The organism is Haloferula sp. BvORR071, assembly GCF_000739615.1.
In the GTDB taxonomy this organism is placed as follows: Bacteria; Verrucomicrobiota; Verrucomicrobiia; order Verrucomicrobiales; family Akkermansiaceae; genus Haloferula.
In genome coordinates, this window is the sequence record NZ_BATP01000020.1 from 53,601 (window position 1) to 74,413 (window position 20,813).

Genomic DNA, 20,813 nt, shown 5'->3' on the forward strand with positions numbered 1-20,813 from the left:
ATTGGGGCTCAAGACATGTCGGAGGACCTATCTCAGGCACGCCACCCGCTAGGGACGATGCATGGATTTGACCGCCCCCGCTGTGAATAACAGCATCAGTAGCCGCGAGAACCGGGAAGCGAGGGTTTTCAGGGTTCCCACTCTTCGCAGGATCGCCTTCCTGGGCACTTATATCCCCCGCCGCTGCGGCATCGCTACTTTCACCGACGACCTCAATTGCGCGGTGAGCCGAGCCCTTCCGTCGGCAGAGCGAATCGTGATCGCAATGGGGGAACACGACGCCTATCCCGAGCAAGTCACGCTGGCCATTCGTGGCGACGATACCACGGCCTACCGGCGCGCGGCTGCTCACCTCAATCAGTCCGGAGTGGACCTGCTCTGCGTGCAGCACGAGTTTGGGATCTATGGAGGGCCGGCAGGCAGCTACCTGATGCCGCTGTTGCGCGAAGTGAGGATGCCGGTGGTGACCACTCTCCACAGCGTATTGCGTGGGCCTGACATCGCACAACGCAAGGTGATGGAAGAATTGGTCAAGCTCAGCACGCGCCTGGTGGTGATGGCGGAGAAGGGCGCCGAAATCCTGCGCGACGTGTATGAGGTCGATTCCCGCAAGATCGATGTGATCCCCCATGGCATTCCCGATTTCGCATGGTCGGAGAGCGATTCCACCAAGCAAGAGCTAGGCCTCGCCGCGCGCAAGGTCTTGCTGACCTTCGGCCTGCTCGGCCCGGGCAAGGGCATCGAGTACGCGATCCGTTCGCTGCCGGAGATCGCCGCACGCCACCCGGATATCCTCTATGTGGTGCTTGGAGCCACACATCCCAATCTGCTCGCGCATGAAGGCGAGCGTTACCGCGAAAGCCTGCAGCAACTGGCGGATGATCTCGGCGTCAGCGCGCAGCTCCGATTTGAAAACCGCTTTGTCGAAATGGAGGAACTGAAGCGCTTCATCGCCGCTGCCGACATCTACCTCACGCCCTATCCGAATGAGGCACAGATCACCTCGGGCACGCTGGCCTACGCCTTCGGTGCGGGAAAGGCGGTGATCTCTACACCCTACTGGCATGCCCAGGAGTTGCTGGCGAGGGGCGGCGGCTTGCTCGTGCCCGCGCGCGATTCCAGCGCGATTGCCGCGGCGGCCACGGGCCTGCTTGATGCACCCGAGAAGATGGACAGCCTCCGCCGCACCGCCTTCCAGCAGGGACGCGAGATGGTCTGGACGCGGGTGGGCGACCTCTACGCGCGCAGCTTCAGCCGTGCGGTGGCGGAGAGCGCCGGCCAAGTTCAGCGATCCGGTGTTTCATTCCCCCTCAGGAGCAAGCTGCCGCGCCTCAAGCTCGATCACCTGGAGCGCCTGACCGATGGCACCGGCATCTTCCAGCACGCGATCTTCGACGTGCCAAACTACCGCGAGGGCTACTGCACGGATGACAACGCGCGCGCCTTCCTCCTTGCGCTGATGTTGGAGACGGAAGGCCGCTTCCCCGCACTGCCGCGAATGGCCAGCACCTACCTCGCCTTCCTGGCAGCGTCCTTCAATGAAGCGAAGGGCCGCTTCCGGAACTTCATGAGCCATGGACGCGAGTGGCTGGAGGAGGCTGGCAGCGAGGACAGCCATGGACGCGCGCTATGGGCTCTCGGAACCGGTGCCGCGAGCGCCCGCCGCGACGGCTGGCGGCTACTCTGCCTGAAGCTCTTCCAAGGCGGCTTGCGGGCAGTGGAAGACTTCACCTCGCCACGGGCGTGGGCCTTCACCTTGCTCGGGCTTCATGAGTATCTGAAGGCCTATCCCGGGGACCTGCAGGCGCATCGCGTGCGCTTGCTGCTGGTGGATCGGTTACTGGAATGCTGGGACCACAGCGCCACGGGCGATTGGCGCTGGTTTGAGATCTCGCTGGCCTACGACAACGCGCGTCTCCCGCAGGCCCTGATCGCGAGCGGAAGCTGTCTTCCAGAGAGCCGCGCGCTGGAGGTCGGCATCGAATCGCTGAAGTGGCTCCTGCGGGTGCAGACCGCGGGCATGGGTCACTTCCGGCCGATCGGCAGCAATGGCTTCTACACTCGGGGCGGCGAACGGGCCGATTTCGACCAGCAGCCGCTGGAAGCACAGGCGACCGTGTCCGCATGCCTCGCTGCATGGCGGACCGAGGGCGATCCTCGCTGGCTGCGCGAGGCGGAGCGCGCCTTCGATTGGTTCCTCGGGCGGAATGACGTCGGGTTGCCACTCCATGATTCAGAGACCGGCGGCTGCTGCGACGGGCTGGAGCCGGATCGCGTGAATGCGAATCAAGGCGCGGAATCTTCTCTTGCGTTCGCGCTCTCGCTGACCGAGTTACGAGAGGCGATTGTCGCCAATACGCAAACCGTGAAGCAGATCGCATGACCAGGATTCGACTCCGCCGCCACGACCTGAACCTCCACCCCGAGAGTAACCGGGTGATCATTCGCCCCTTCATCCCGGGGGACACGCAGCGGATCACCACGGTCATTGGACGGGCCCTCGCGTTGTCGGAGGATGAGGTGGAGACCGAACTGGCGGGCGTGAAGAGCGAATTCCATGACCGCCACTTCGACATCGATGGTCTGCTGCTACAGCACTTCAACAAGGTCTCGGCTCATGTCTTCACGCAGCGCAATCTTTCCGTTTCGCGGCGCCTTCTGATCGGAGCGCTGTTCTCCGGGGAATATGCCCTGGAGTCGGCGGCGCTGTTCAATCCCTCGATCGTCCCCCACCCCAGTCAGGACAATCTCTCCGAGGGCGCGCTGCGCTTCATCATGAGCCTGCGCGCCACCGGCGAAGGCCATATCTCCTCGATCGAATTCCGCAGCGGCCAGATTCTCGCCGATGGCGGCATTCACCTCGATCCGGTGTCACGCTTCACCACCGTGCCGGAAATCATGCCGAATCCCTCCTACGAAAAGGAGAGCTTCGAGACCAAGCTCCACGAGATGGGTTTTGAGAACGGTTGGACCACCGGCTTGCTCGAACCCTTGGAAGAGCACTTCACCCGCAGCGACCTGCGCAAGTCAATGCGCGCCGTGCGCCAGCAATCGCGCAATCCATCCCGCGATCTGCTGCGCACCCTGGAGTGCGCGCTATGGCTCGCGGATTCAAACTACGAGCTGCGTTTCCCGGAAAAGCTGGCGGTGAGCGAGCGCATCATCTTTCCGGTTTCTCCCAACGAGAGCAACGGCATCGAGGATGCACGCTTCGTTCGCTTCGTGGAGGAAGACGGTTCGGTCATCTATCGGGCCACCTATACCGCCTACAACGGCAAGGCGATCCTCCCGCAGATGATCGAGACCGAGGATTTCCTGAGCTTCCGCGTGCTTACGCTCAATGGCAGCGCCGTGCAAAACAAGGGCATGGCGCTCTTCCCGCGGCGGGTCCAGGGCAGCTACGTGATGCTCTCGCGCCAGGATGACGAGAACCTTCTCATCATGTTCGCGAATGATCCACACCACTGGAATGACCCGCAGGTGCTCCTGCGGCCGGCGGAAATGTGGGAGTGCGTGAAGATCGGCAATTGCGGCTCGCCGATGGAAACGGAGGAGGGCTGGCTGGTGCTAACCCATGGCGTGGGTCCGATGAGGAAGTACTGCATCGGTGCCGCACTGCTCGATTTGGAAGATCCCACGCGGGTGATTGGACGCTTGCGGCAGCCGCTGCTCTCGCCCGAGGGTAACGAGCGGGAGGGCTATGTGCCGAATGTGGTGTACAGCTGTGGAGGGCTGATCCATGGGCGCACCCTGGTGCTGCCCTATGCGATGAGCGACAAGGCCTCCGCGGTGGTCTCCGTGTCGCTGGATGAGCTGCTAGTGGAATTAAAGGCGGGGGTCTAGCTTGATGAAACGCGGCTCCCGGGGCATCCTGATTCAGGCAACCCGAAGTAGGACTTGGGGATGTGCGTGATGCGGCAGGCGAGGTCATCCTCGCCGGACGCGACGATGAAATGCTCGCCCGCATCGGCGATGCCGGTGGTGAAGACCACACCCGTCAGGTAGCTCAGCTCGGCCCAGGGCTCCACCAGCTCGGGCCGCGGCTCGAGCACCGGCACCTCATCCTGGATAGCCACCACCATCCGCGGATCCTCCGCATCAAGGAAGGCATGAAAGGTCCGGTAGGTACCGACCACGCTGCCAGGCTGCACGCCGTGGTAAAGCATCAGCCAGCCCGCCTCTGTTAGGAGCGGTGGAGCACCACCCCCGATCCGCATCGCTGAAGAAGTGCCTCGCCGCGGCCGGATCAATGGAGTATCCGCAGGCTTCCAGTGCAGTGCATCCGGAGAGGAGGCCAGATTGATCGACGGACCAGCCTCGAACTCACTGTCCGGCGGGTAGGCGAAGTAGAGATCGCCCAAGGGCCGGGTCAGCGCATGGAACTTGCCGCCGGGTCGCCCCTCAAAGATCAGCATGTCCTTGTTTTGATGGTCCAGGATGATGCCCTGCAGCTCATAGTTCAGGCCATCCTGCGAGGTGTAGAGTGTCGTGGAGTGGCGCTCCGCGCTGACCGAGCAGGTGGTCATGTAGTAGCTATCGTTGACCCGCGAGATGCGGGCATCCTCCACGCCATACTCCTGATAGCTGGCTGCGGGGATGATTGCCTTGTCGTAGAGAATCTCCAGCACCTCGCCCCCATCCGGATCGAGGATGACCGGTAGCAACCAGGACAGCGAAGTCAGCGCCATCACCTTCGAGGCGTGGGCCAGCAGGCGGAACTTGCGGGGATCCGTCGCATCCACCGTCGAAAGCTCGTGCGCATCCACCACAAAGCCCTCGCGCGGGCTCCAGCGGATCGCGTGAATGCGGTCGCCGCGCACCGCCTCTTTCAGGGCTTCCGCGATCCGCACCATCAGCAGCAGCCTGCCGTCCGGCAAGCGGGTGAGAGCGGGATTGAAGACACCCAGCACAAAGGTCTCCCCTAGGATTCCCGAGCGTAGCGGCGAGCGCTCCAAGTCGACATCAGGTGGAGCGAGAACGATCCGGTCGCGTTGGAAGCTCATGAGGTTTCAGGTGGGTTGCAGTGACCGCCGGGCTGGTACTTGGATCCGGTCGCCACGGGCCGCTTGCCGCGGGATCAATACCATGGCACGGGCTGGATCAGATTCATCCCGCATCTTCAGCCCCGAATGCTCAACGCTCCGGGGTTCAAGGGATAGGGTCGAGGGCTGCCTTCATGGGCACTTTTGCCCACTGGTCATCTGGCTCACCTTTGGGGATTTTTCGTGACCGCTTTAACCACTCTTTCTTACGATCTACCCATGCGTCCATTCCTGTTGAGCCTGCTCCTCTGCCTTCCCATGCAGGCGGAAGTCCCCGTGATCCCGCTGCCACTGACGATGCGGGAGCAAGCGGTGGATTTCTCGCTCGAGGGAGCGGCGGCATCAGGCGCCCCGGACCCGCTGTTCCTGGAGTTGCTCTCGGAAGCGGCGGGACAGACCATCAAGGCGGACCCCGCGGGCAAGATCCGCTTCCTCCCCGTGGGCAATATCGCGATCAGCAGTGCGGAAGGCTATGTCCTGAAGATCGGCAAGGATAAGATCGAGATCAACGCGCCGAGTCCCGCCGGTCACTTCTACGGCCTACAAACGCTCCTGCAGCTCATGCGCTCGGCGCCGCGCGATGGCAACACCGTCCATTTCCCCTGCTCGCTCCTAGCCGACCAACCGCGCTTCGCGTGGCGCGGCTTTATGCTCGACGAAAGCCGCCACTTCAGCGGCGAGCTCGCGGTGAAGCGCCTGATCGACGCAATGGCGCGCTACAAGCTCAACCGCCTGCACTGGCATCTAACGGATTCCGCGGGCTGGCGGATCGAGATCAAGCGCTACCCGAAGCTCACGACTATCGGCGGCCGCGGCAATGAGTCCGACCGCTCGGCCAAGGCGCCGGTGGGCTACTACACCCAGGAGCAGATCCGCGCGATCGTGGCCTATGCCAAGCAGCGCAACGTGACCATCATCCCGGAGATCGATATGCCCGGTCATGCCGATGCCGCGATCGCTGCCTATCCGCAGCACGATGGCGGCGGCTACCTTCAGCCGAACAGCAAGGAGAAGTGGCCGCACTTCACCTTCAACCCGGCGAAGAAAGAGACCCTGGAGTTCCTCGACAATATCCTCAAGGAAGTCGCCACCCTCTTCCCCGATGCAGGGGTGATCCACATGGGGGGCGATGAAGTCCACTTCGGCTGGAAGCAGTGGACCGAGCTCCCCGAAGTGAAGGAGTTGATGGAGCGTGAGAAGCTCAAAGATCTGGCCGCGGTGGAGACTTGGTTTAGCAAGCGCATGGCGAAGACCGTGAATGGCCTTGGCTTCAGCGCCGGCGGCTGGGACGAGATCGCTTCCCGCGGCCTGCCGAAGGACAAGACCCTCGTCTTCTGGTGGCGGCACGACAAACCCCAGGTGCTGGAGCAGGCACTGGCGGAAGGCTATCCCGTGGTGCTTTGCCCGCGGCGCCCCTGCTACTTCGATTTCGTGCAGGATGACTCGCACAAGACAGGCCGGCGCTGGGGTGGCTTCAATACCTTGGCGGACACCTATCGTTTCCCTGCCGACCTGAAGCTCTCGACGGGGGACGAAAAACTGGTGCGCGGCGTCGAGGCCTGCCTGTGGACGGAGACCTGCCTCACCCAGGCACGGCGCGACTTCATGACTTGGCCCCGCTTGGTGGCGCTGGCCGAGACGGGTTGGACCAAGGAAGAGCGGAAAGATTACGCGAGCTTCGAGACCCGTCTGCCCACGGAACTCGCCTGGCTCAAGTCACATGGGATTCAAGCGTACGATCCCTTTGCAAAAAGCCCGGAAGTGGGCGATCTGGGCGCAAAACCGGAGTATCCGGACCGACCGGATTGATAGCCTAAGAAATGCGTAATAAAACACACGTTTTTCTAATGGAGCAGACCAGGGAAAGCTGCTAGACGGCCCCTGCTGTTTCCTCACCCCACCCCCATGTTCCGTCTCCCCTTTCTACGGTCCGTGCTGCTCTGTGCCCTCCTCTCCGGAGCAGCCTGCGCACAGACTTATGTCGATTTGAGTTTCTCGAACAACGTCCAGCCCGCGCTGGAAATGTATCCGAACAACTCGACCCTCGGCCCCTACTACACCTCCGGGCTGAACTTGGATTTCGCCGGCGCCGGCAACTACAATGGCAGCTCTGTCGACGTCCGCGTCAGTGTGATCGGCTTGACTGATGGCGAGAGTTCCAGCTTCCGTCCGACCAGCACCTATCAATGGGTGGGCTGGATCCCGGACTACAATTCGGTCAACAACTCCGACGACTTGGGCGTCTACTACCGCCACGATGGCAACCTGCTGCAGCCGAGTGGCGGCGTGGCTTGGACCATGTCCTTCTACGAGGGGGGCAGCAATTTCACCAATCCGCTCACGCTTCCCGGCGTGCGCTTCCTAGTCTATGACCACGATGGCGAGCCCCTCCAGCACGAGTCGATCCGAGCCTTTGGCGACGATGGCCTTGTCGGCTACCAGCTCGCCAATGGCAGCAACATCAGCGCCCATCAGGAAGGCGATGAATGGCGCTTTAACTCCGGCGGCCTCGGACTGTCCGAAACCGGCCCCGAGGGCGGCATGATTCTCTACTACCAGAATACCCAATCGATCCGTTTCGATCAATTCGCGACGACCTTCTTCGGGCTGCCTTCCGCCCAGAGCGGAGTCTTCCAAGCTTGGGATGGAAACCTCAACCTCATCGGTGGCAACACCAGCGGCTTCGGACCGCTCGTAAGCGTGCCGGAGCCCTCCGCACCGATGCTGGCTGCGATAGCGATGCTGGGATTGGTACTGCGGCGGAGACGCTGAGGCATTTCCGCAAAGACTTCAGATCTCCGCGGTGTCGATCCACCAATCGGCTCCCGCTTGCAAGGCGTGCCCATAGATCGCCGCAGGGGCAAGGGTCACGGGAACATCTTCCAGTTCCTGCAACAGCGCACCGCTCATTCTCTGCGGCACTGCCACAAACAGAGCCGGCATCCCGTTCTTCGTCGCCAACGCGGCAGCCCCCCTTAGCAAGCGAGCTCCCGCCACTGCATTGGCATAGGCGAAACACGAAAGATGCGCCGAAAGCATCTCCGATCCATTTTCCAGGAAGAGCCGCTTGCCCCGGCGCGTGTCTTCCAGAATCCCGCAGGCATCACCATCCCTCGTCGTGAGATGCACGGGCTCCATCAGTGAGCGCAACTCGGGCCTTGAGCGGCAAGCCGAATAGCCGCGCTGCGCGATACTTGAGCGCAATCCCGCGAATTCGTCCGGCGCGATCTCAACCACGCTCCCCTCGCATTCACTCGCTCCGATCCTCAGAATCGTGATCTCCGCCAAGCGTTGAAAGCGTGGCACTCCAAGCCGGCCGGTGTAGTCCGTCGGCAACTTGCCCGTGCCCTCCATCACCACGCAGTAGCAGCGATGCGAGTCGCTGCCTTCAATCGTGCGCTTCGTCTCGCGGATCAGCCTCGGCAAGGCCAACGAGCTGCGGGCAGCCGCGCTCAGTTTGAGATCACAAAGGTAGTGTGCCATCTGCACCATGCCCGCTTCGCCCCGCAATTCAAGCGAGCGCACGACCCGAGCCAGCCCCCCTCGAACGATACCGGCTTCCTCTAGCAAAACCAGCTCCGCTTCCCCCATTGCTTGGAAGAAAGGCAAGTAGTCCTCGCCATGGGAAATATAGAAGTACCCGGAGCTGCCGAGCGGATAGCTGAACTCTCTCTCAAAAGCAGCAAGGGCCCCGCCCATGCTCTCCGGAATCCGCGTGCGGAAACGATGCAAATTCATGGCCGGCTGCCGACGTGAATCAGCGGATAAAAATAGCTGCGGTCACGCCGCTCCATCGCCTGGCCCAGCGCGGCATTCCAGTCTAATCCAGTATCCAAGGCCGGGATATCGAGCGAAGAATTCAACTGGCGGATGATCACTTTCCCGCGCGGCTTCAGCACCCGCCGTGCAGCCAGCAAGGTCGCTTGGCCATCCTCGGGCGAAAGCCAATCAAGGATGTTCGAGAGGTGCACCAGCCCTGCGCTCTCCGCCGGCATCGCTTCCAGCAAGTCTCTCATCTTGCCGTGATGCCACTCCGCCTGCGCATTCATCGCATGCGGGGCTTGCAGCCAATCGTAGCGAAAGCCCGGATGGAAGCCCCCGCAAAGGATCTGCTGGAGAAAGGGATTCGTGCACGGCGCCACGCGACAAATGATCTCGCGCGTCCGCGACGCGAAATGCTCGGCGAAGGGCCGCTGCGGATTGCGGGTCGCCTCCGCGCCGAAAAGCCGGACCAGATTCTGGAGCGACATCACTTCAGCGAACGCCGCATCCAGAGCCCGCGCCAATCCCGATTCGCCAAAGCCCGGCAAAGGCAGCGGGCAAGCCAGCATCTCCGCGAGCGAAGCTTGCCACGGCAGCAGCTGCGTCCGGAGTCGAGCGAAGATCTGCTCATAGCGCCCGCATTGATCAGGCCCGATCGCCGCCACCCGCTCCGCTGGACCAAAGATATCATCCTCCAAGCCGAGCTCTTCCTTCAGTTCCCCGAGCCCATGGGCGCGCTCGAAAAGATTCATTGGCAGGTGTCCGAGCAAAGCCGCGGCATGCTCGCTCGGAACATCGGAAGCCAGCCGCCATTTCAGCCGGCCCAGCGCAAGCTGCGTCGGATTCACGTCCACCAAATGAATCTGCAGCGGCAACCGTCCCAAGCTGGCAGCAGTATCGCCGCCGGAAGCAATCATCACAATCCGCTCGCCCGCCGGCAAATGGCGCGCCAGCTCCATGTCCAGACGCGGATCCTCTCGCACCTGAGCAAACGCCAGCGGCCAGGCCGCGGCATCCACGGCCCAGGCATCGGCAGACGGCAATTCCGGCATCGAACTCATCGCTGCCTCCAGCCAAGCGGACTGCGCTTGAGGCTGCCAAGAACGAACTCCTTCACGAACGAACTATACGATGGAATGTACGGAGCACCCCGCTCGCGCAACTCGCCTCCCAAGGCTTCATGCACTTTCGGGAGCTGGTGCCAAGGAACCCCCGGGTAGAGGTGGTGCTCCAGGTGATAGTTCTCGTTGCACATGAAAAAGCGCACCACCGGCGAAGTCAGGATGCTGCGCGTGCCACGGATCTCGTCATCCGAGTGCTCGAGCAGCGTGTGCTGGCTCATCCCGCGGATATTCACCATCGTATTGATGAATAGCATCGGGATCAGCCACGCGTGGATCAGCCAGATTCCGGGAATCGGCGAATGACATAAGGCCGTGATCAGCAGCGCAGTCACCGCCACCTCAGCCAGGATACCAGCACGCGCCTTGGCATCGCCGTGCTTGAAGCCGAGAATCGGGATCGCGACGATATAAACCGGATAGCCTACCAGCAGCCGGAGCCAGTTCATGGTGAAAACCATCCAGGTCCAGCGCGTGTAGTTGGCGTAGTGGTCGGGATCACCCTCTTCCCCGAGGTGGCTGTGGTGGCGCAAGTGGAGAACGCGATAAGCGGAGCAATTCTGCAGCACCGGAATCGCACAAGCCGCGCCCAACACATCATTCAAGATCCGGTTCTTCGAAAGCGTCCCATGTACCGCCTCATGCGTGAAAAGGCTGATCCCATGCAAAGAAGCCGCCGCCAGGACGTAGACCGGAATCAGGAGCAACCACTGCCACCACACGATAACCTGCGCCGCGCCCATCACCGCAACGCCAGCCGTGCCGGCATAGAGCACGACGAAGCAGGCCAGCCTCGCCCAATGCCGCCACTCGCCGCGCGCATGGAATTCCCGCGCAAGTCCGGCAGGCAGCTTGGGTCTATCGGTCAATTCCATAGGGTCTTCTCTCGCTTGCGATCAAGGCCAGCAATCCACGATGCCAGTCAGCTCACGCTCTCGTTTCAGATCCATGACAATGCGGGCATCAATCCGCTCACGCGCCCCGCCGCCACTCAGGTAATAGCCACGCAGGGTGATGTGATAGGGCGCTGCGGCAATCGACAGCTCCGGATGGATCTTGAACTCCGCATAGTGTTTCGCCACCGGCCCTTCCTGCCGTGGCACCCCGTAGATCGAGAATTCCTTCCTCTTGAAAGCTAGCCGCAGCGGCAGCCCGACACCAGGATCCACCACCTTGCCGCGGCGATCCTCCATCGCGAGCAGCTCCACCACCACGCTGCGGTCCCTCCCGCGTGGCCGGATAAAGCCCAGCCGGATCTCGCCGTCCTCGCTGCTGCCGCCATCCGCCATCAGCACCGGATTGATCTCGGTATTGAAGCCCTTGTTCCCCTGTTGCCACCACGCATTGATCTCACGGTGGCCACCGGTGTTGATGTAGTTGTGCTCATGGAAGTCCGCCACCACATGGCTGCGGTAGCAGACGCAGCTGGCCATGCTCACGCTTAGCGCGGCCGTCGGCAGCCGCGCCATGATGAGTGCAGTATTCATCGTCATCGCGCAGCCGGATCGAGTTCCTCGTAAAGCCGGTTGAAAACATGCAGCCCGAGCTGCACCCCGTCTTCGATCGCCATGCGCCCGGCTGGATCGCGAGTCCACGCACCGTCCACCACCTTGAAGAAATCCGCGGCGTGACGTTTGTCGATCTGCGCATGGAGTTTGTAGTGGACCAGTTCCTCCTGCTCGATCCACCCGCGTTCCACGACCTTGCGACCGATCAGTTCGCAGATGTCCGCGAAGGCATACTCGATCACGCCGAGACAACCGAAAGCGGTCTCAATCCGCTCCATCGTGCAGGCCCCCATCAATGCCACATTGAAGGCGCGCACTCCCGCAGCCTCGCGCTCCTTCCCCATCTCCTGTGCTGTAACGCCCAGCGTGCGCAGGAAGGCCAAGAAAGTCAGATCATGCGCCACCGCCGGATCGAAGCCGTGCGGAGTGTCCTCCGACTCATCGTCAAATCCGTGCTCCTCGGAAAGATTGTGGATTAATCCTTGGCGGGAAGCGGAGTCCGGCATCCGCGCCATCAGCGCCGCCATCGGTCGGGAGAAGTAGCGCACCGCGAAATAAAACTGCTTCTGCGAGCGGACAAAGCGCTCGCGGCTCATCGCGTCCGTAGCGAGTTCCGTGAAGTAGTCATTGCTGAGAATCGCCCTTCGCCGGTGGGCCTGATCCACATAGTCGATCAAGGTTCCGGCCTGCTCCAAAGTGGCTTCCGACATAGTCACAGGGTAGAAGCCGAGTCCCCCGGGAGCAAGGTCGCCGGGAGCTGCGCGCCTTCTGGGAAGAGGCCTTAAAAAACACCCGCCAGCCCGAGGATTGAATTCACGCGGCTTCCAGCGCGGCAACATCGATGGACGCGATGATTAGCGCGAATTTTTCAATGGCCAAGCGATCGTCCGCTTCGCCTCAAAGAGCGCCCGGAAAAGAAACTGCGGCCCGACCGGACCACCGCGGGGAAACCCATGAACCCGCGTCAACCGGTCGGACCGCCATAGTAGTGTGAGATGAGAAAAGCAAAGCGCGTGCCAGATATGGCCAGTGAACTTCAGCCCTTCCTACTGAGTCTCCACTCTACTGCTTCGTCCACTGCAGCACCCCACCGGAGACACCTTCTTCCAGCTGCAGTTCCATCTTCAGCGCCCGCGTCTTCACCGGCGTGAACTTCACCACATTCGGCCGGTTCACCGCCGTTCCGAACGGCCCGGTTGCATCAACCGGCTTCCACTCCGTGCCATCAAGATAGAGCAAGCGCCAGGACTCCGGCACACGACAGCGTCCCGAGCCGCTGTCATCGAACCAATAGACCGAAGTCGACGAAGCTTCCTCCGGCTTGTCGAAGGTCCATTGCAACCACTCCCGTGTGCCCAGATGATTCCAGAAGGTGAGCCGCGGGATGCCCTCCCCGCGTGAGGAAGCAGGCGCCGGATTGCGCAAGATCTCCTCCCCGGCGTCGCCACCGTTGCGATATGAATAGCTGAAGCCCGGCTCCAGCACCGGCCCACCCCGCAGCAACGGGAAGGCCGTGATCCGCAAGGTCTGTGCGCCAAAGGGCACCAGCGTGACTTCTTCCAGCGGCTGGTCGCTCTTCACCGGGCTCGGCGGCACCTCGGCGGCCATATGATCATCCCGCACCAGGCCCCAATCCGGCAGACGCTTCGCCGCCACCGTGAGCTTCACCGGCGTCGTCTCCGGCAGCCACGGGTTGTTCGGCATCTTGCTGCGGCTGAGCTTGGCCTGCGGCTTGGCCCGATCGAGATCCAGGGCATAATTCCAAGGCGAGGCCGGCGTCAGCTCCACCTCATCGAAGCCACCGGGAAATAGCGTCACCGGCTTCACCTCCTCCTTGATCCGCAGCGAGAAGACCAAGGGCCCACGCCACAGGGAGGCTGAGCCATTGTAGGCATTCTCCGTCGCAAGCTCAGCCGGAAACTCCGCCACTACCTGGTCACCTTCCTTCCAAGTCCGCTCCAGCGTGAGGAATTCCCCGGCCTTCACTCCATCTACAAACTCGCCATTCACCGCCACGCGCGGGTTCACCACCCAGGACGGGATGCGCAACTTCAACGGGAACTCCAGCGGCTTGCCCGGGTGCAATGTGAAGCGCAGCGCGTCGGAGAAGGGATAGTCGGTCTCTTCGAGAATGCTCACCGGCGTATCGCCGAGCGTCACCGAAACCTTCGTCGGCCCATACGCCACCGCTGCCAGGCCGCCGTCCTGGGTGGCCATCCACGCGTGCTGCACATACTTCGGCCAGCCCATGTGCAGGTTGTAGCAGCAGCAGTGGAAGCCCGAGTGCGGGCTGCACAACAGGTCATCGCCATGATCGTCGGCAAAGGGCATCGTGCCCTTGAAGTTGCGCTGCGCCACCGGGGCATTCGGCAATGTGTAGTACTGGAATTGCTTGAATTCCTTCGTTGTGCCGCCGGGCAGCAGGTTGAACGCGATCCGCTCGTGGCGATCGGCAATCAGCGGATCGCCCAGCACCTCCATCGCCACCTCATTGCTCAGCATCTGCTCGACAATCGAGCACATCTCGATCCCCTGGGTGGTGGACTTCCCGGCCAGCGGCTCGGAGCCACTCCACATCCCGATGGATAGACCATGGCTGCGGCGCAGGCTGGTCCACGCATCCTGGAAGACCAGCGCATCGTCGCGATTCCCGGTGCGCTCGTAGTTGGCCACCGGGAACTTCATTCCTTGCGAAACATTCACCCCGTGCTCGATCCGGAAGTCCCCCGCACTGCCGCGCAGGCTTCTGTAGAATCCATTCCACCGGTTCGCCTGCTTTTCCAAGAGCGTCGCCAGCTCTAACAGGAAGGCATCGCCCGTGCGCTTGTAGAGCCACTGCACGGTATCGATCTGGTCGCCGGCGCGGGCCTTCGCCCACTCTTGCAGCGGCTGCTGCGGCAGGCTCATCAGCATGTACTGGCAGTATTTCGTCATCAGCGGGATGACGCGCGGATCCTTGGTCGCCTCGTAATAATCGCGCAGGGTCCACAAGATCACCATCCGCGGCCACCAGTCCTTGTTCGATGCCGGGCCGATCTGTCCATCCGGCCGCTGCGAGGCAATGATGGCATCGATCCACTTCTGCGCCTGAGCCTTCAGCTTCGGATCCTTCGTGACATAGGCGAGGCTCACCAAGCCGCGGATAAAATAAGGCCCCTTCTCCCAGCTCTCTCCTTTCCCACCGCGCCAGCCATTGTCCGGCCCCAGTTCGGGAATGACCTGCTCTGCATGACCGGTCAGCCCGTCCGCCTGCAAGTGGAGTTGATTCGTCAGCCAGCCCTGCGCCTCGACGCTGCCGAGATCCAGCGTGAGGAAGGGTGTGTCTTTCAGCGGCGCACGGGAAGATACCGCTTCCTTGGCAATCGGCGCCGCCTCAAGGGCGAGCGGCAAATGAAGGGCAAGCAACCAGAAACGCGAAAAGGTCATGGCCAACAAAATGACAGGGCGTTCGACTCGTCAAACACCAGCCATGTTCGCGCTCCTCGCCGCATCTCCGCGGCTCAGAACAGCCACCAAAAGAAAAACAGGATCATAATGATCACCATAATCTCCTGCGATCCTAGGCCTCCACTCATGGCACAAGGATCTCCGGCCGGACCCACAGGTCAACGCTGAAACCATTCTTCCCCGCCCGGCAACGAGTCGCCTGGGGGTCAGGCTGAAACAAAAAATACTTTTCAAATGAACACCTATTCGCTAGACGGGCTCTGTTATGAAAATCTCCTCCTCCTCCATCATCTTCGGCATCTTCCTTCTATCTCTCCCGGCAGGAGCCCGGGAACCCGCCAACCTTGATGAAGCCAAGAAGTGCGTGGTGTTTGTGAAATCCTATGACGAGGCCAACAAGCCTTTCGCCAATGCCACCGGCTTCATCATGGAGAGCGATGGCACCCAATGGATCTACACCAATGCCCATGCCATCGACGGCGGCAAGCGCATTGAGTTCACTGATTCCGAAGGCCAGGTCATCAAGGGATTGGGACGCTTCGCCTGCTTCTCCAAGAGCAGCGGTTCCGGCTCATTGAGCTCCGGAAAGGGGAAGCAAAAGGAAACCCATCGTTTCGGAGGCGACGGCATCCGGGTGGAACTGACCACCAAGCGCGATTTGGCCTTCGCGCCGGCCAGCGACCCCGCTTCCTTTGCCAAAGGGGCTGAAGTCATCACCCTTGGTGACAATGATGGCGACAAGGCCCTCGAAGTCCTCGATGGCACGATCACCAACTCCAACGGCAAGGTCCTCCAGTCCACCTGCAAAACCCGCCCCGGATGCAGCGGTGCGCCCCTCTTCAGCAAGGCGGACTACAAGGTCATCGCCCTGCATACCTGGGGCTTCTCCACTCAGACCAAGCTCGCCAGCAGGATCTGGCAGGATGAAAAGACCAAGACGGCCGGTGCCTCCATACTGGCCAAGGCGGAGTGGATCGAAATGAAAGCCGCCGACTTTCTCAGGTCCTCGACGGAAGCCATGAAGTTCCGCGACACGGTCAAGGGACTTTACCTCGTGTATCTGCTCGTCCCCCAGGAGGACGGCTTCAAGATCGATCCGGCAACGAAAGTCTACGCGACCAGCCTCACCTTCGAGGAGGCGTTCAAACGTTTCGACGAAGATGGCGTCCTGCGGCCAGTGATCCACTTGAACCGCCAGCTTGCCGGGCGGGGCAGGGACATCGGCGTGAACAACATGGAACTCGTGAAGATCTACTCCCGCGCGCTCCAGGAGATCCGCAGATCCTACCTTACCCAGAGAAAAGGACTGGAGGGCAAACTGGCTCCCTACTACCTGACGGAGTTCGAACAATCGGGCTTTTACGAGGCGGGCGATTGGCTGGCGAAGGAATTGGACAAGCCCGAGACTTGGTTTGAAGAGAAGGCCAAGCTGGGCGGCTCCATGCCTGTCGGCCGCTGGTTCAACCTCCGGCCATTGTCTGACTTGGGCGAATGAGTCACACAAAAAATTCTTTCAAACGAACAGTTGTCATGAGAATGCTCCCCGAAACATGAGAGCCTCCTCCTCACTGATATCCTGTGCCTCCCTCGCCGTGGCTCTGGCTGCCTCCGCCCGGGAGCCCGCGAATCTCGACGAAGCCAAGAAGTGCGTCGTGTTTGTCGCGACCTACGACGAGGACAGCAAGCCATACGCCAGGGCCACCGGCTTTGTTATGGAGGAGAATGGCGTACAATGGCTCTACACCAACGCCCATGCCATCGATGGTGCCAAGCGCATCGAGTTTGCCGATTCCGACGGCAAGGTCTTGGTCGGCTTCAAGCGCTTCGCCTGCTTTGCGAAGGGCAGCGGCGAAGCCGTGCTAACCAAGGAGGACGAGAAGGGAAAGATTACCTTCGGTGAAGACGGCGTCCGCTTCGAATTGGCCACCAAGCGCGACCTTGCTTTCGCTCCGGCCGCAGCCCAGCCCCTCCCGACCGGAACCGCGGTCGTCACCCTGGGCGACAATGATGGCGACAAGATTCTGGATGTCCTTGAGGGCACGGTGAGCGCCTCCAGCGCCAAGATCATCCAGTCCACCTGCGAGACCCGTCACGGCTCCAGTGGAGGTCCGCTTCTGAACAAAGCCGACCTCAAAGTCGTCGGCCTGAATACCTGGGGAATTCCCGCAGGCGTCAAAGTCGCCGATATGTTGTGGAGTGACCAGAAGTCGGAAGGTACCGCGGCAGCTACGGTTCTTGCCGGTGCCAAATGGATCGAGATGAAAACCTCCGACTTCCTCGCCTCCGGGGATGCAGGCGCCAAATTCCTCAATTCGGTCCGTGCGCTTTATCTGGTTTATCTGCTCACGCCCCAGGAAAGCGGCTTCAAGATTGATCCCCAAAAGCAAGTCTTCGGCACCGAAATGACCTATGCGGACGCGTTCCGCCTGCTCGGCCGCGAGGCGGTACTGCAACCGGTGATCTCATTGAACCTCAAGCTCGCCGGTCGCGGCAACGGCGGCATTGGGATCAATAACATGGAACTGGCAAAGATCTATGCCGGCACCCTCTATGAGGTCCGCAGATCTTACGCGGGCCAAAGGGAAGCCGCAATCGGCAAGCTGGCTCCCTACTATGTCTCGAAGTTCGGCCGCTCGGGACTCTTCAAAGCCGGCGATTGGCTGTCCAGGGAACTGTCCAAGCCTCAGGAGTGGTTTGCGTCCCGAACCAAAAACGGAGCGTCCATGCCCGTGGGCAAGTGGTTCAATCTCCGGCCCCTCTCGGACTTGGGGGAGCAAACCTTCTAAGCCGCAGCGAATCCCGCTAGAAAAGGAAGGTCCACACCAGCCAGAGGATGAAGCCGACGATCAGCAAGGAGAAGAAGGAGGGTTCAGGGGTCATGGTGGAGTGACTGTTGGGATTCTACTTCTTGGGAGCCGCCGTGGCACCCGCACCATCGAGCAACACAAAGCTCTTCATCACCTCCAGGAACACCTTCGAGGCCTCGTCCGCCTTGTCCACCGGTGACACCACCTGGATGGTGAAGATCGATCCATTGTGCACGAACTTCACGCCCGTGTGGAAAGTGGCATCTCCCGCCGCCGAATAACCCGTCGCTTCAAAGTTGAAGAAGACCACATCCTTGGAGAAGCCCTTCTTCCACTCGGTCTTTACCGCCTCGCCCTTCGCCTTCACGGAGCTTGAGTAAGCATTGAGATGCTTCTCCAGGGTCGGGCGCAGGGACTCCGGCTTGTCCGCCAGGGACTTCGCGACCTCGTTGTTTTGATCCACCTGGATGAGATAGCTCAGGCCCGCCCCGGCATCCTTGCCCTCGAAGTTCACGATCTTGCCGGAGGAATTGCTGGCCTTCGACATCTGCATCTTCACCGGCACATTGGCGGAGAACTTCAGATCGGTGGACTCGACCTTCTCGGCGAAAGCGGACTGCAACAACATCAAGGGAAGAACCCAGTAGCGGAGTTTCATGACCAACACCTTGGCTCTCCCTTCACCCCACGTAAAGCTTTCCGAAAACGCTGCCGCTCTTCGCGGCCCGGCCGCTTTCGTCTCCTCAACGCCGGAGACGCCGGCATTTTCCCGCGCAAGTCCTCAATGTATTCGCGGTAGCGTTGAAACGCTGCAACCACGTCCTCTTGGCGCTGGGCATCGAGGATGAGAGCCATGGCCGGGAGCTTGGCCTATCACAACTTCTCCGGCTCCTGCAGCAGCTTCGCCACCCGGCTCAGCAGCATCCCCGCACCACCACCATCGACCACCCGGTGGTCGAAGGTCACCACCAGTTCCGCCTCGGTCATCGGCACAAAGGCCTCCACCTGCTCGCTCCACACCGGTTTCTTCACCCCGGCGCCGAGGCCCAGCATCAGCGTCTCATTCGGCAGCGGGATCGGAGTACCGGAAGTCAGCCCGAAGGTGCCGAAGTTCGTCACCGTTGCGATGCCGCCCCTGACGTCATCTTCGGAAAGCCGGCGCCGACGGCCGCGCTCGACCATCTGGGCATATTCATTCGTCAGCTCCTGGAGCGACTTCTGGTCCACCTTGCGCAAGACCGGCACCACCACACCATCTTCCACCTGCACAGCCACGCCGATGTCGAAGGCCCGCGGATGCACCACCTTCTGACCCATCAGGAAGCCCGAGCTCGCGGGATCCTCCACCAGCGCGAGCGCGAAGGCCCGCAGCACATACAGCGTCAGGCCCGGCTTCGGATCTTGATTCCGGCGATGCTCCAGCACCCGGTCCAGGCGCACCGGCAATCCCACCGTCGCCAGCGGCCGCGTCCAGCTCCGGCGCATCGCATCCGCGACCGCCAGACGCATCGGCGAAGCATTGCTGCTCGGCCAAGTCTCGATGTAGTCGATGAACTTCTCCAGGTCCTCCACCGTCACGCGGCCACCGGCACCGGTGCCCACGATCGCGGAGATATCCGCCTCACGCAGGCCCATGTCATCCATGCGCGCCCGCATCCGCGGCGAAATGTAATGGGCACCCATCGTGCCGGTTGGCACCGGCAGGCCCTTCACGCTCGGCACCACTGCCGGCGCCTCCTCGTAGGAATCATCATCCAGCGCGAAGTGCAGGTTCTTCTCCTGCTGCTGCGGGGAGGCGGCTGCCGCCGTGCGGCGGTCCGCGGCGGCCTCCAAGGTATCCACCCCGGTCTTCGCCACTTCCTCCTCCGTGACGTCCAGCAAGCCTAACAGGGTTCCCACCGAATAGGTCTCCCCCTCCTTGGCCATGATCTCCTTCACCGTGCCGCGGCACAGCGTGGTCACGCCCATCGTCGCCTTGCTGGTCTCCACCTCGATCACCTCCTGGTCCACCATCACCTCCACGCCGGGAGCTATGCCGATGCGGACAACGGTCGCCTCGGCGATCGACTCGCCGAGCTGGGGCATGAGGATGGGAACGGTAGGCATCGGAAGAAATAACGGGTAACCAAGTACTAATTACTAAGCAAATCGTACTTAGAAGGTGAGGAGCTTGCGGAGTTCGATGCAGATCGTCTCCGGCGTAGGCCGGTGCGCGGCCCAGAGTTTGGGGTGATACGGCACCGGTGTATCGCGGGAATTCAGACGCAGCGGCGGGGCATCCAGCAAGTGGAAGCCCTCCACGCAAACGCGCGAGACCACTTCGGCAGTGACACCGCCCCACGGGAAAGCTTCGCCCAGCGCCAGCAGTCGTCCGGTGCGGGCCACGCTGGCCAGCACCGTGTCCATATCCAGCGGCTTCACCGAGCGCAGGTCCACCACCTCGATCTCCCAGCCACCTTCCTCTTTCAGGCGGTCCGCGGCGCGCACGGCCTCGTGCACCATCGCGCTGTAGGCGACCACGGTCGCGTGCTTGCCAGGCCGGGTAATGCGGGCCTTGCCGATCGGCAGGCCGTCACCATTGATCCGCGGCGCCTTCAGCCAGCGGTAAAGGAACTTGTGCTCGCAATAAATGACCGGGTCATCCAGCGCCACCGCGTCAAGCAGCATGTGATAGGCATCCGAAACGGTTGCCGGTGTCACCACGATCAGGCCGGGGTAGTGCGCATACAGCGCCTCCATGCTCTGGCTGTGGAAGGGCCCGGAGCCAGGCGTGCCACCGGAGGGCAGGCGCACCGTCAGCGGCACCGGCACACCGGTACGGTAGAAGTGCGTCGCGGCCTGGTTGACGATCTGGTTGAAGGCAATCGAGGAAAAGTCCGCGAACTGCATCTCGACGATCGGGCGCAGCCCTTCAATCGCCGCACCCACCGCCATGCCGATCATCGCGTCCTCGCTGATCGGCGAGTCCAGCACCCGCCCGGGAAAGGCTTCCGCCAGCCCCTTGGTCGCCTTGAAGGCCCCCCCGAACTGCGAAATATCCTGCCCGTAAAGAAACACACGCGGATCATCGCGCAGCAGCTTTTCCTGCGCGTCTCGGATCGCATCGACATAGGTCACGCTCATTCC

16 protein-coding genes are annotated in these 20,813 nt (G+C 61.8%); 6 read left to right on the forward strand and 10 right to left on the reverse strand.

What is annotated here, in order from left to right:
• Nucleotides 1-223 precede the first annotated feature (223 nt).
• Together BV071_RS09350 and BV071_RS09355 are read left to right on the forward strand one after the other, a co-directional pair.
• A complete protein-coding gene (locus BV071_RS09350) occupies nucleotides 224-2,383 on the forward strand; it encodes a glycosyltransferase family 4 protein (RefSeq protein WP_265594258.1) in 2,160 nt (719 codons plus the stop codon).
• Nucleotides 2,380-3,843: a glycoside hydrolase family 130 protein gene (locus tag BV071_RS09355; RefSeq protein ID WP_265594259.1), complete on the forward strand. Its 1,464-nt coding sequence runs from the start codon at nucleotides 2,380-2,382 to the stop codon at nucleotides 3,841-3,843. Before BV071_RS09350 ends, BV071_RS09355 begins: the two co-directional genes overlap by 4 nt.
• Here BV071_RS09355 and BV071_RS09360 read toward each other — a convergent pair.
• Nucleotides 3,840-5,003, reverse strand: coding sequence for a glycosidase (locus tag BV071_RS09360; RefSeq protein ID WP_052573101.1), 1,164 nt, complete (start codon nucleotides 5,001-5,003; stop codon nucleotides 3,840-3,842). The two genes, BV071_RS09355 and BV071_RS09360, sit on opposite strands and share 4 nt — an antisense overlap.
• A 258-nt stretch (nucleotides 5,004-5,261) precedes the next feature.
• Here BV071_RS09360 and BV071_RS09365 point away from each other — a divergent pair, with 258 nt between their 5' ends.
• Nucleotides 5,262-6,851, forward strand: coding sequence for a beta-N-acetylhexosaminidase (locus tag BV071_RS09365; RefSeq protein WP_035605479.1), 1,590 nt, complete (start codon nucleotides 5,262-5,264; stop codon nucleotides 6,849-6,851).
• Between the two features lie 96 nt (nucleotides 6,852-6,947).
• Nucleotides 6,948-7,814, forward strand: coding sequence for a PEP-CTERM sorting domain-containing protein (locus tag BV071_RS09370; protein ID WP_265594260.1), 867 nt, complete (start codon nucleotides 6,948-6,950; stop codon nucleotides 7,812-7,814).
• Nucleotides 7,815-7,832: 18 nt separating this feature from the next.
• On the opposite strand, the gene BV071_RS09375 is transcribed toward BV071_RS09370, so the two are convergent.
• From BV071_RS09375 to BV071_RS09400, 6 genes are all read right to left on the reverse strand, one after another.
• Nucleotides 7,833-8,780, reverse strand: coding sequence for a hypothetical protein (locus BV071_RS09375; RefSeq protein WP_265594261.1), 948 nt, complete (start codon nucleotides 8,778-8,780; stop codon nucleotides 7,833-7,835).
• Nucleotides 8,777-9,865 (reverse strand): DUF3419 family protein, encoded by a 1,089-nt coding sequence (locus BV071_RS09380; RefSeq protein WP_052573102.1) that lies wholly within the window; start codon nucleotides 9,863-9,865, stop codon nucleotides 8,777-8,779. The genes BV071_RS09375 and BV071_RS09380 overlap by 4 nt, the downstream gene beginning before the upstream one ends.
• A complete protein-coding gene (locus tag BV071_RS09385; RefSeq protein ID WP_265594262.1) occupies nucleotides 9,862-10,794 on the reverse strand; it encodes a fatty acid desaturase in 933 nt (310 codons plus the stop codon). Before BV071_RS09385 ends, BV071_RS09380 begins: the two co-directional genes overlap by 4 nt.
• A gap of 27 nt (nucleotides 10,795-10,821) precedes the next feature.
• Complete coding sequence (locus BV071_RS09390) at nucleotides 10,822-11,412, reverse strand: hypothetical protein (RefSeq protein ID WP_035605491.1); 591 nt, start codon at nucleotides 11,410-11,412, stop codon at nucleotides 10,822-10,824.
• A 2-nt stretch (nucleotides 11,413-11,414) separates the two neighbouring features.
• Nucleotides 11,415-12,143 carry an iron-containing redox enzyme family protein gene (locus BV071_RS09395; protein WP_052573103.1) on the reverse strand — a complete coding sequence of 243 codons (729 nt, stop codon included), beginning with the start codon at nucleotides 12,141-12,143 and terminating at the stop codon, nucleotides 11,415-11,417.
• A 352-nt stretch (nucleotides 12,144-12,495) separates the two neighbouring features.
• Nucleotides 12,496-14,859: a beta-L-arabinofuranosidase domain-containing protein gene (locus BV071_RS09400; RefSeq protein ID WP_052573104.1), complete on the reverse strand. Its 2,364-nt coding sequence runs from the start codon at nucleotides 14,857-14,859 to the stop codon at nucleotides 12,496-12,498.
• A gap of 286 nt (nucleotides 14,860-15,145) precedes the next feature.
• On the opposite strand from BV071_RS09400, the gene BV071_RS09405 reads away from it, so the two are divergent.
• Together BV071_RS09405 and BV071_RS09410 are read left to right on the forward strand one after the other, a co-directional pair.
• Nucleotides 15,146-16,375, forward strand: coding sequence for a serine protease (locus tag BV071_RS09405; protein ID WP_035605494.1), 1,230 nt, complete (start codon nucleotides 15,146-15,148; stop codon nucleotides 16,373-16,375).
• 55 nt (nucleotides 16,376-16,430) lie between these two features.
• Nucleotides 16,431-17,666, forward strand: a complete 1,236-nt coding sequence (locus tag BV071_RS09410; RefSeq protein ID WP_081885895.1) for a serine protease — start codon at nucleotides 16,431-16,433, stop codon at nucleotides 17,664-17,666.
• A gap of 115 nt (nucleotides 17,667-17,781) precedes the next feature.
• Here the strand turns inward: BV071_RS09410 and BV071_RS09415 are convergent, their stop codons facing one another.
• The 3 genes from BV071_RS09415 to BV071_RS09425 all read right to left on the reverse strand — a co-directional run bounded on the left by BV071_RS09415 (nucleotide 17,782) and on the right by BV071_RS09425 (nucleotide 20,810).
• Entirely contained in the window at nucleotides 17,782-18,345 is a 564-nt protein-coding gene (locus BV071_RS09415) for a hypothetical protein (protein ID WP_035605500.1), read from the reverse strand.
• Between the two features lie 215 nt (nucleotides 18,346-18,560).
• Nucleotides 18,561-19,793 carry a dihydrolipoamide acetyltransferase family protein gene (locus BV071_RS09420; protein ID WP_035605504.1) on the reverse strand — a complete coding sequence of 411 codons (1,233 nt, stop codon included), beginning with the start codon at nucleotides 19,791-19,793 and terminating at the stop codon, nucleotides 18,561-18,563.
• 48 nt (nucleotides 19,794-19,841) lie between these two features.
• Nucleotides 19,842-20,810, reverse strand: coding sequence for a transketolase C-terminal domain-containing protein (locus BV071_RS09425; protein ID WP_052573105.1), 969 nt, complete (start codon nucleotides 20,808-20,810; stop codon nucleotides 19,842-19,844).
• Between the last annotated feature and the right edge of the window lie 3 nt (nucleotides 20,811-20,813).

Coding starts and splice junctions, on each gene's coding strand:
- BV071_RS09400 (WP_052573104.1), bottom strand. CDS start 14,859: ATGACCTTTTCGCGTTTCTGGTTGCTTGCCCTTCATTTGCCGCTCGCC.
- BV071_RS09420 (WP_035605504.1), bottom strand. CDS start 19,793: ATGCCTACCGTTCCCATCCTCATGCCCCAGCTCGGCGAGTCGATCGCC.
- BV071_RS09360 (WP_052573101.1), bottom strand. CDS start 5,003: ATGAGCTTCCAACGCGACCGGATCGTTCTCGCTCCACCTGATGTCGAC.
- BV071_RS09365 (WP_035605479.1), top strand. CDS start 5,262: ATGCGTCCATTCCTGTTGAGCCTGCTCCTCTGCCTTCCCATGCAGGCG.
- BV071_RS09370 (WP_265594260.1), top strand. CDS start 6,948: ATGTTCCGTCTCCCCTTTCTACGGTCCGTGCTGCTCTGTGCCCTCCTC.
- BV071_RS09375 (WP_265594261.1), bottom strand. CDS start 8,780: ATGAATTTGCATCGTTTCCGCACGCGGATTCCGGAGAGCATGGGCGGG.
- BV071_RS09395 (WP_052573103.1), bottom strand. CDS start 12,143: ATGTCGGAAGCCACTTTGGAGCAGGCCGGAACCTTGATCGACTATGTG.
- BV071_RS09425 (WP_052573105.1), bottom strand. CDS start 20,810: ATGAGCGTGACCTATGTCGATGCGATCCGAGACGCGCAGGAAAAGCTG.
- BV071_RS09410 (WP_081885895.1), top strand. CDS start 16,431: ATGAGAGCCTCCTCCTCACTGATATCCTGTGCCTCCCTCGCCGTGGCT.
- BV071_RS09355 (WP_265594259.1), top strand. CDS start 2,380: ATGACCAGGATTCGACTCCGCCGCCACGACCTGAACCTCCACCCCGAG.
- BV071_RS09405 (WP_035605494.1), top strand. CDS start 15,146: ATGAAAATCTCCTCCTCCTCCATCATCTTCGGCATCTTCCTTCTATCT.
- BV071_RS09390 (WP_035605491.1), bottom strand. CDS start 11,412: ATGAATACTGCACTCATCATGGCGCGGCTGCCGACGGCCGCGCTAAGC.
- BV071_RS09415 (WP_035605500.1), bottom strand. CDS start 18,345: ATGAAACTCCGCTACTGGGTTCTTCCCTTGATGTTGTTGCAGTCCGCT.
- BV071_RS09380 (WP_052573102.1), bottom strand. CDS start 9,865: ATGAGTTCGATGCCGGAATTGCCGTCTGCCGATGCCTGGGCCGTGGAT.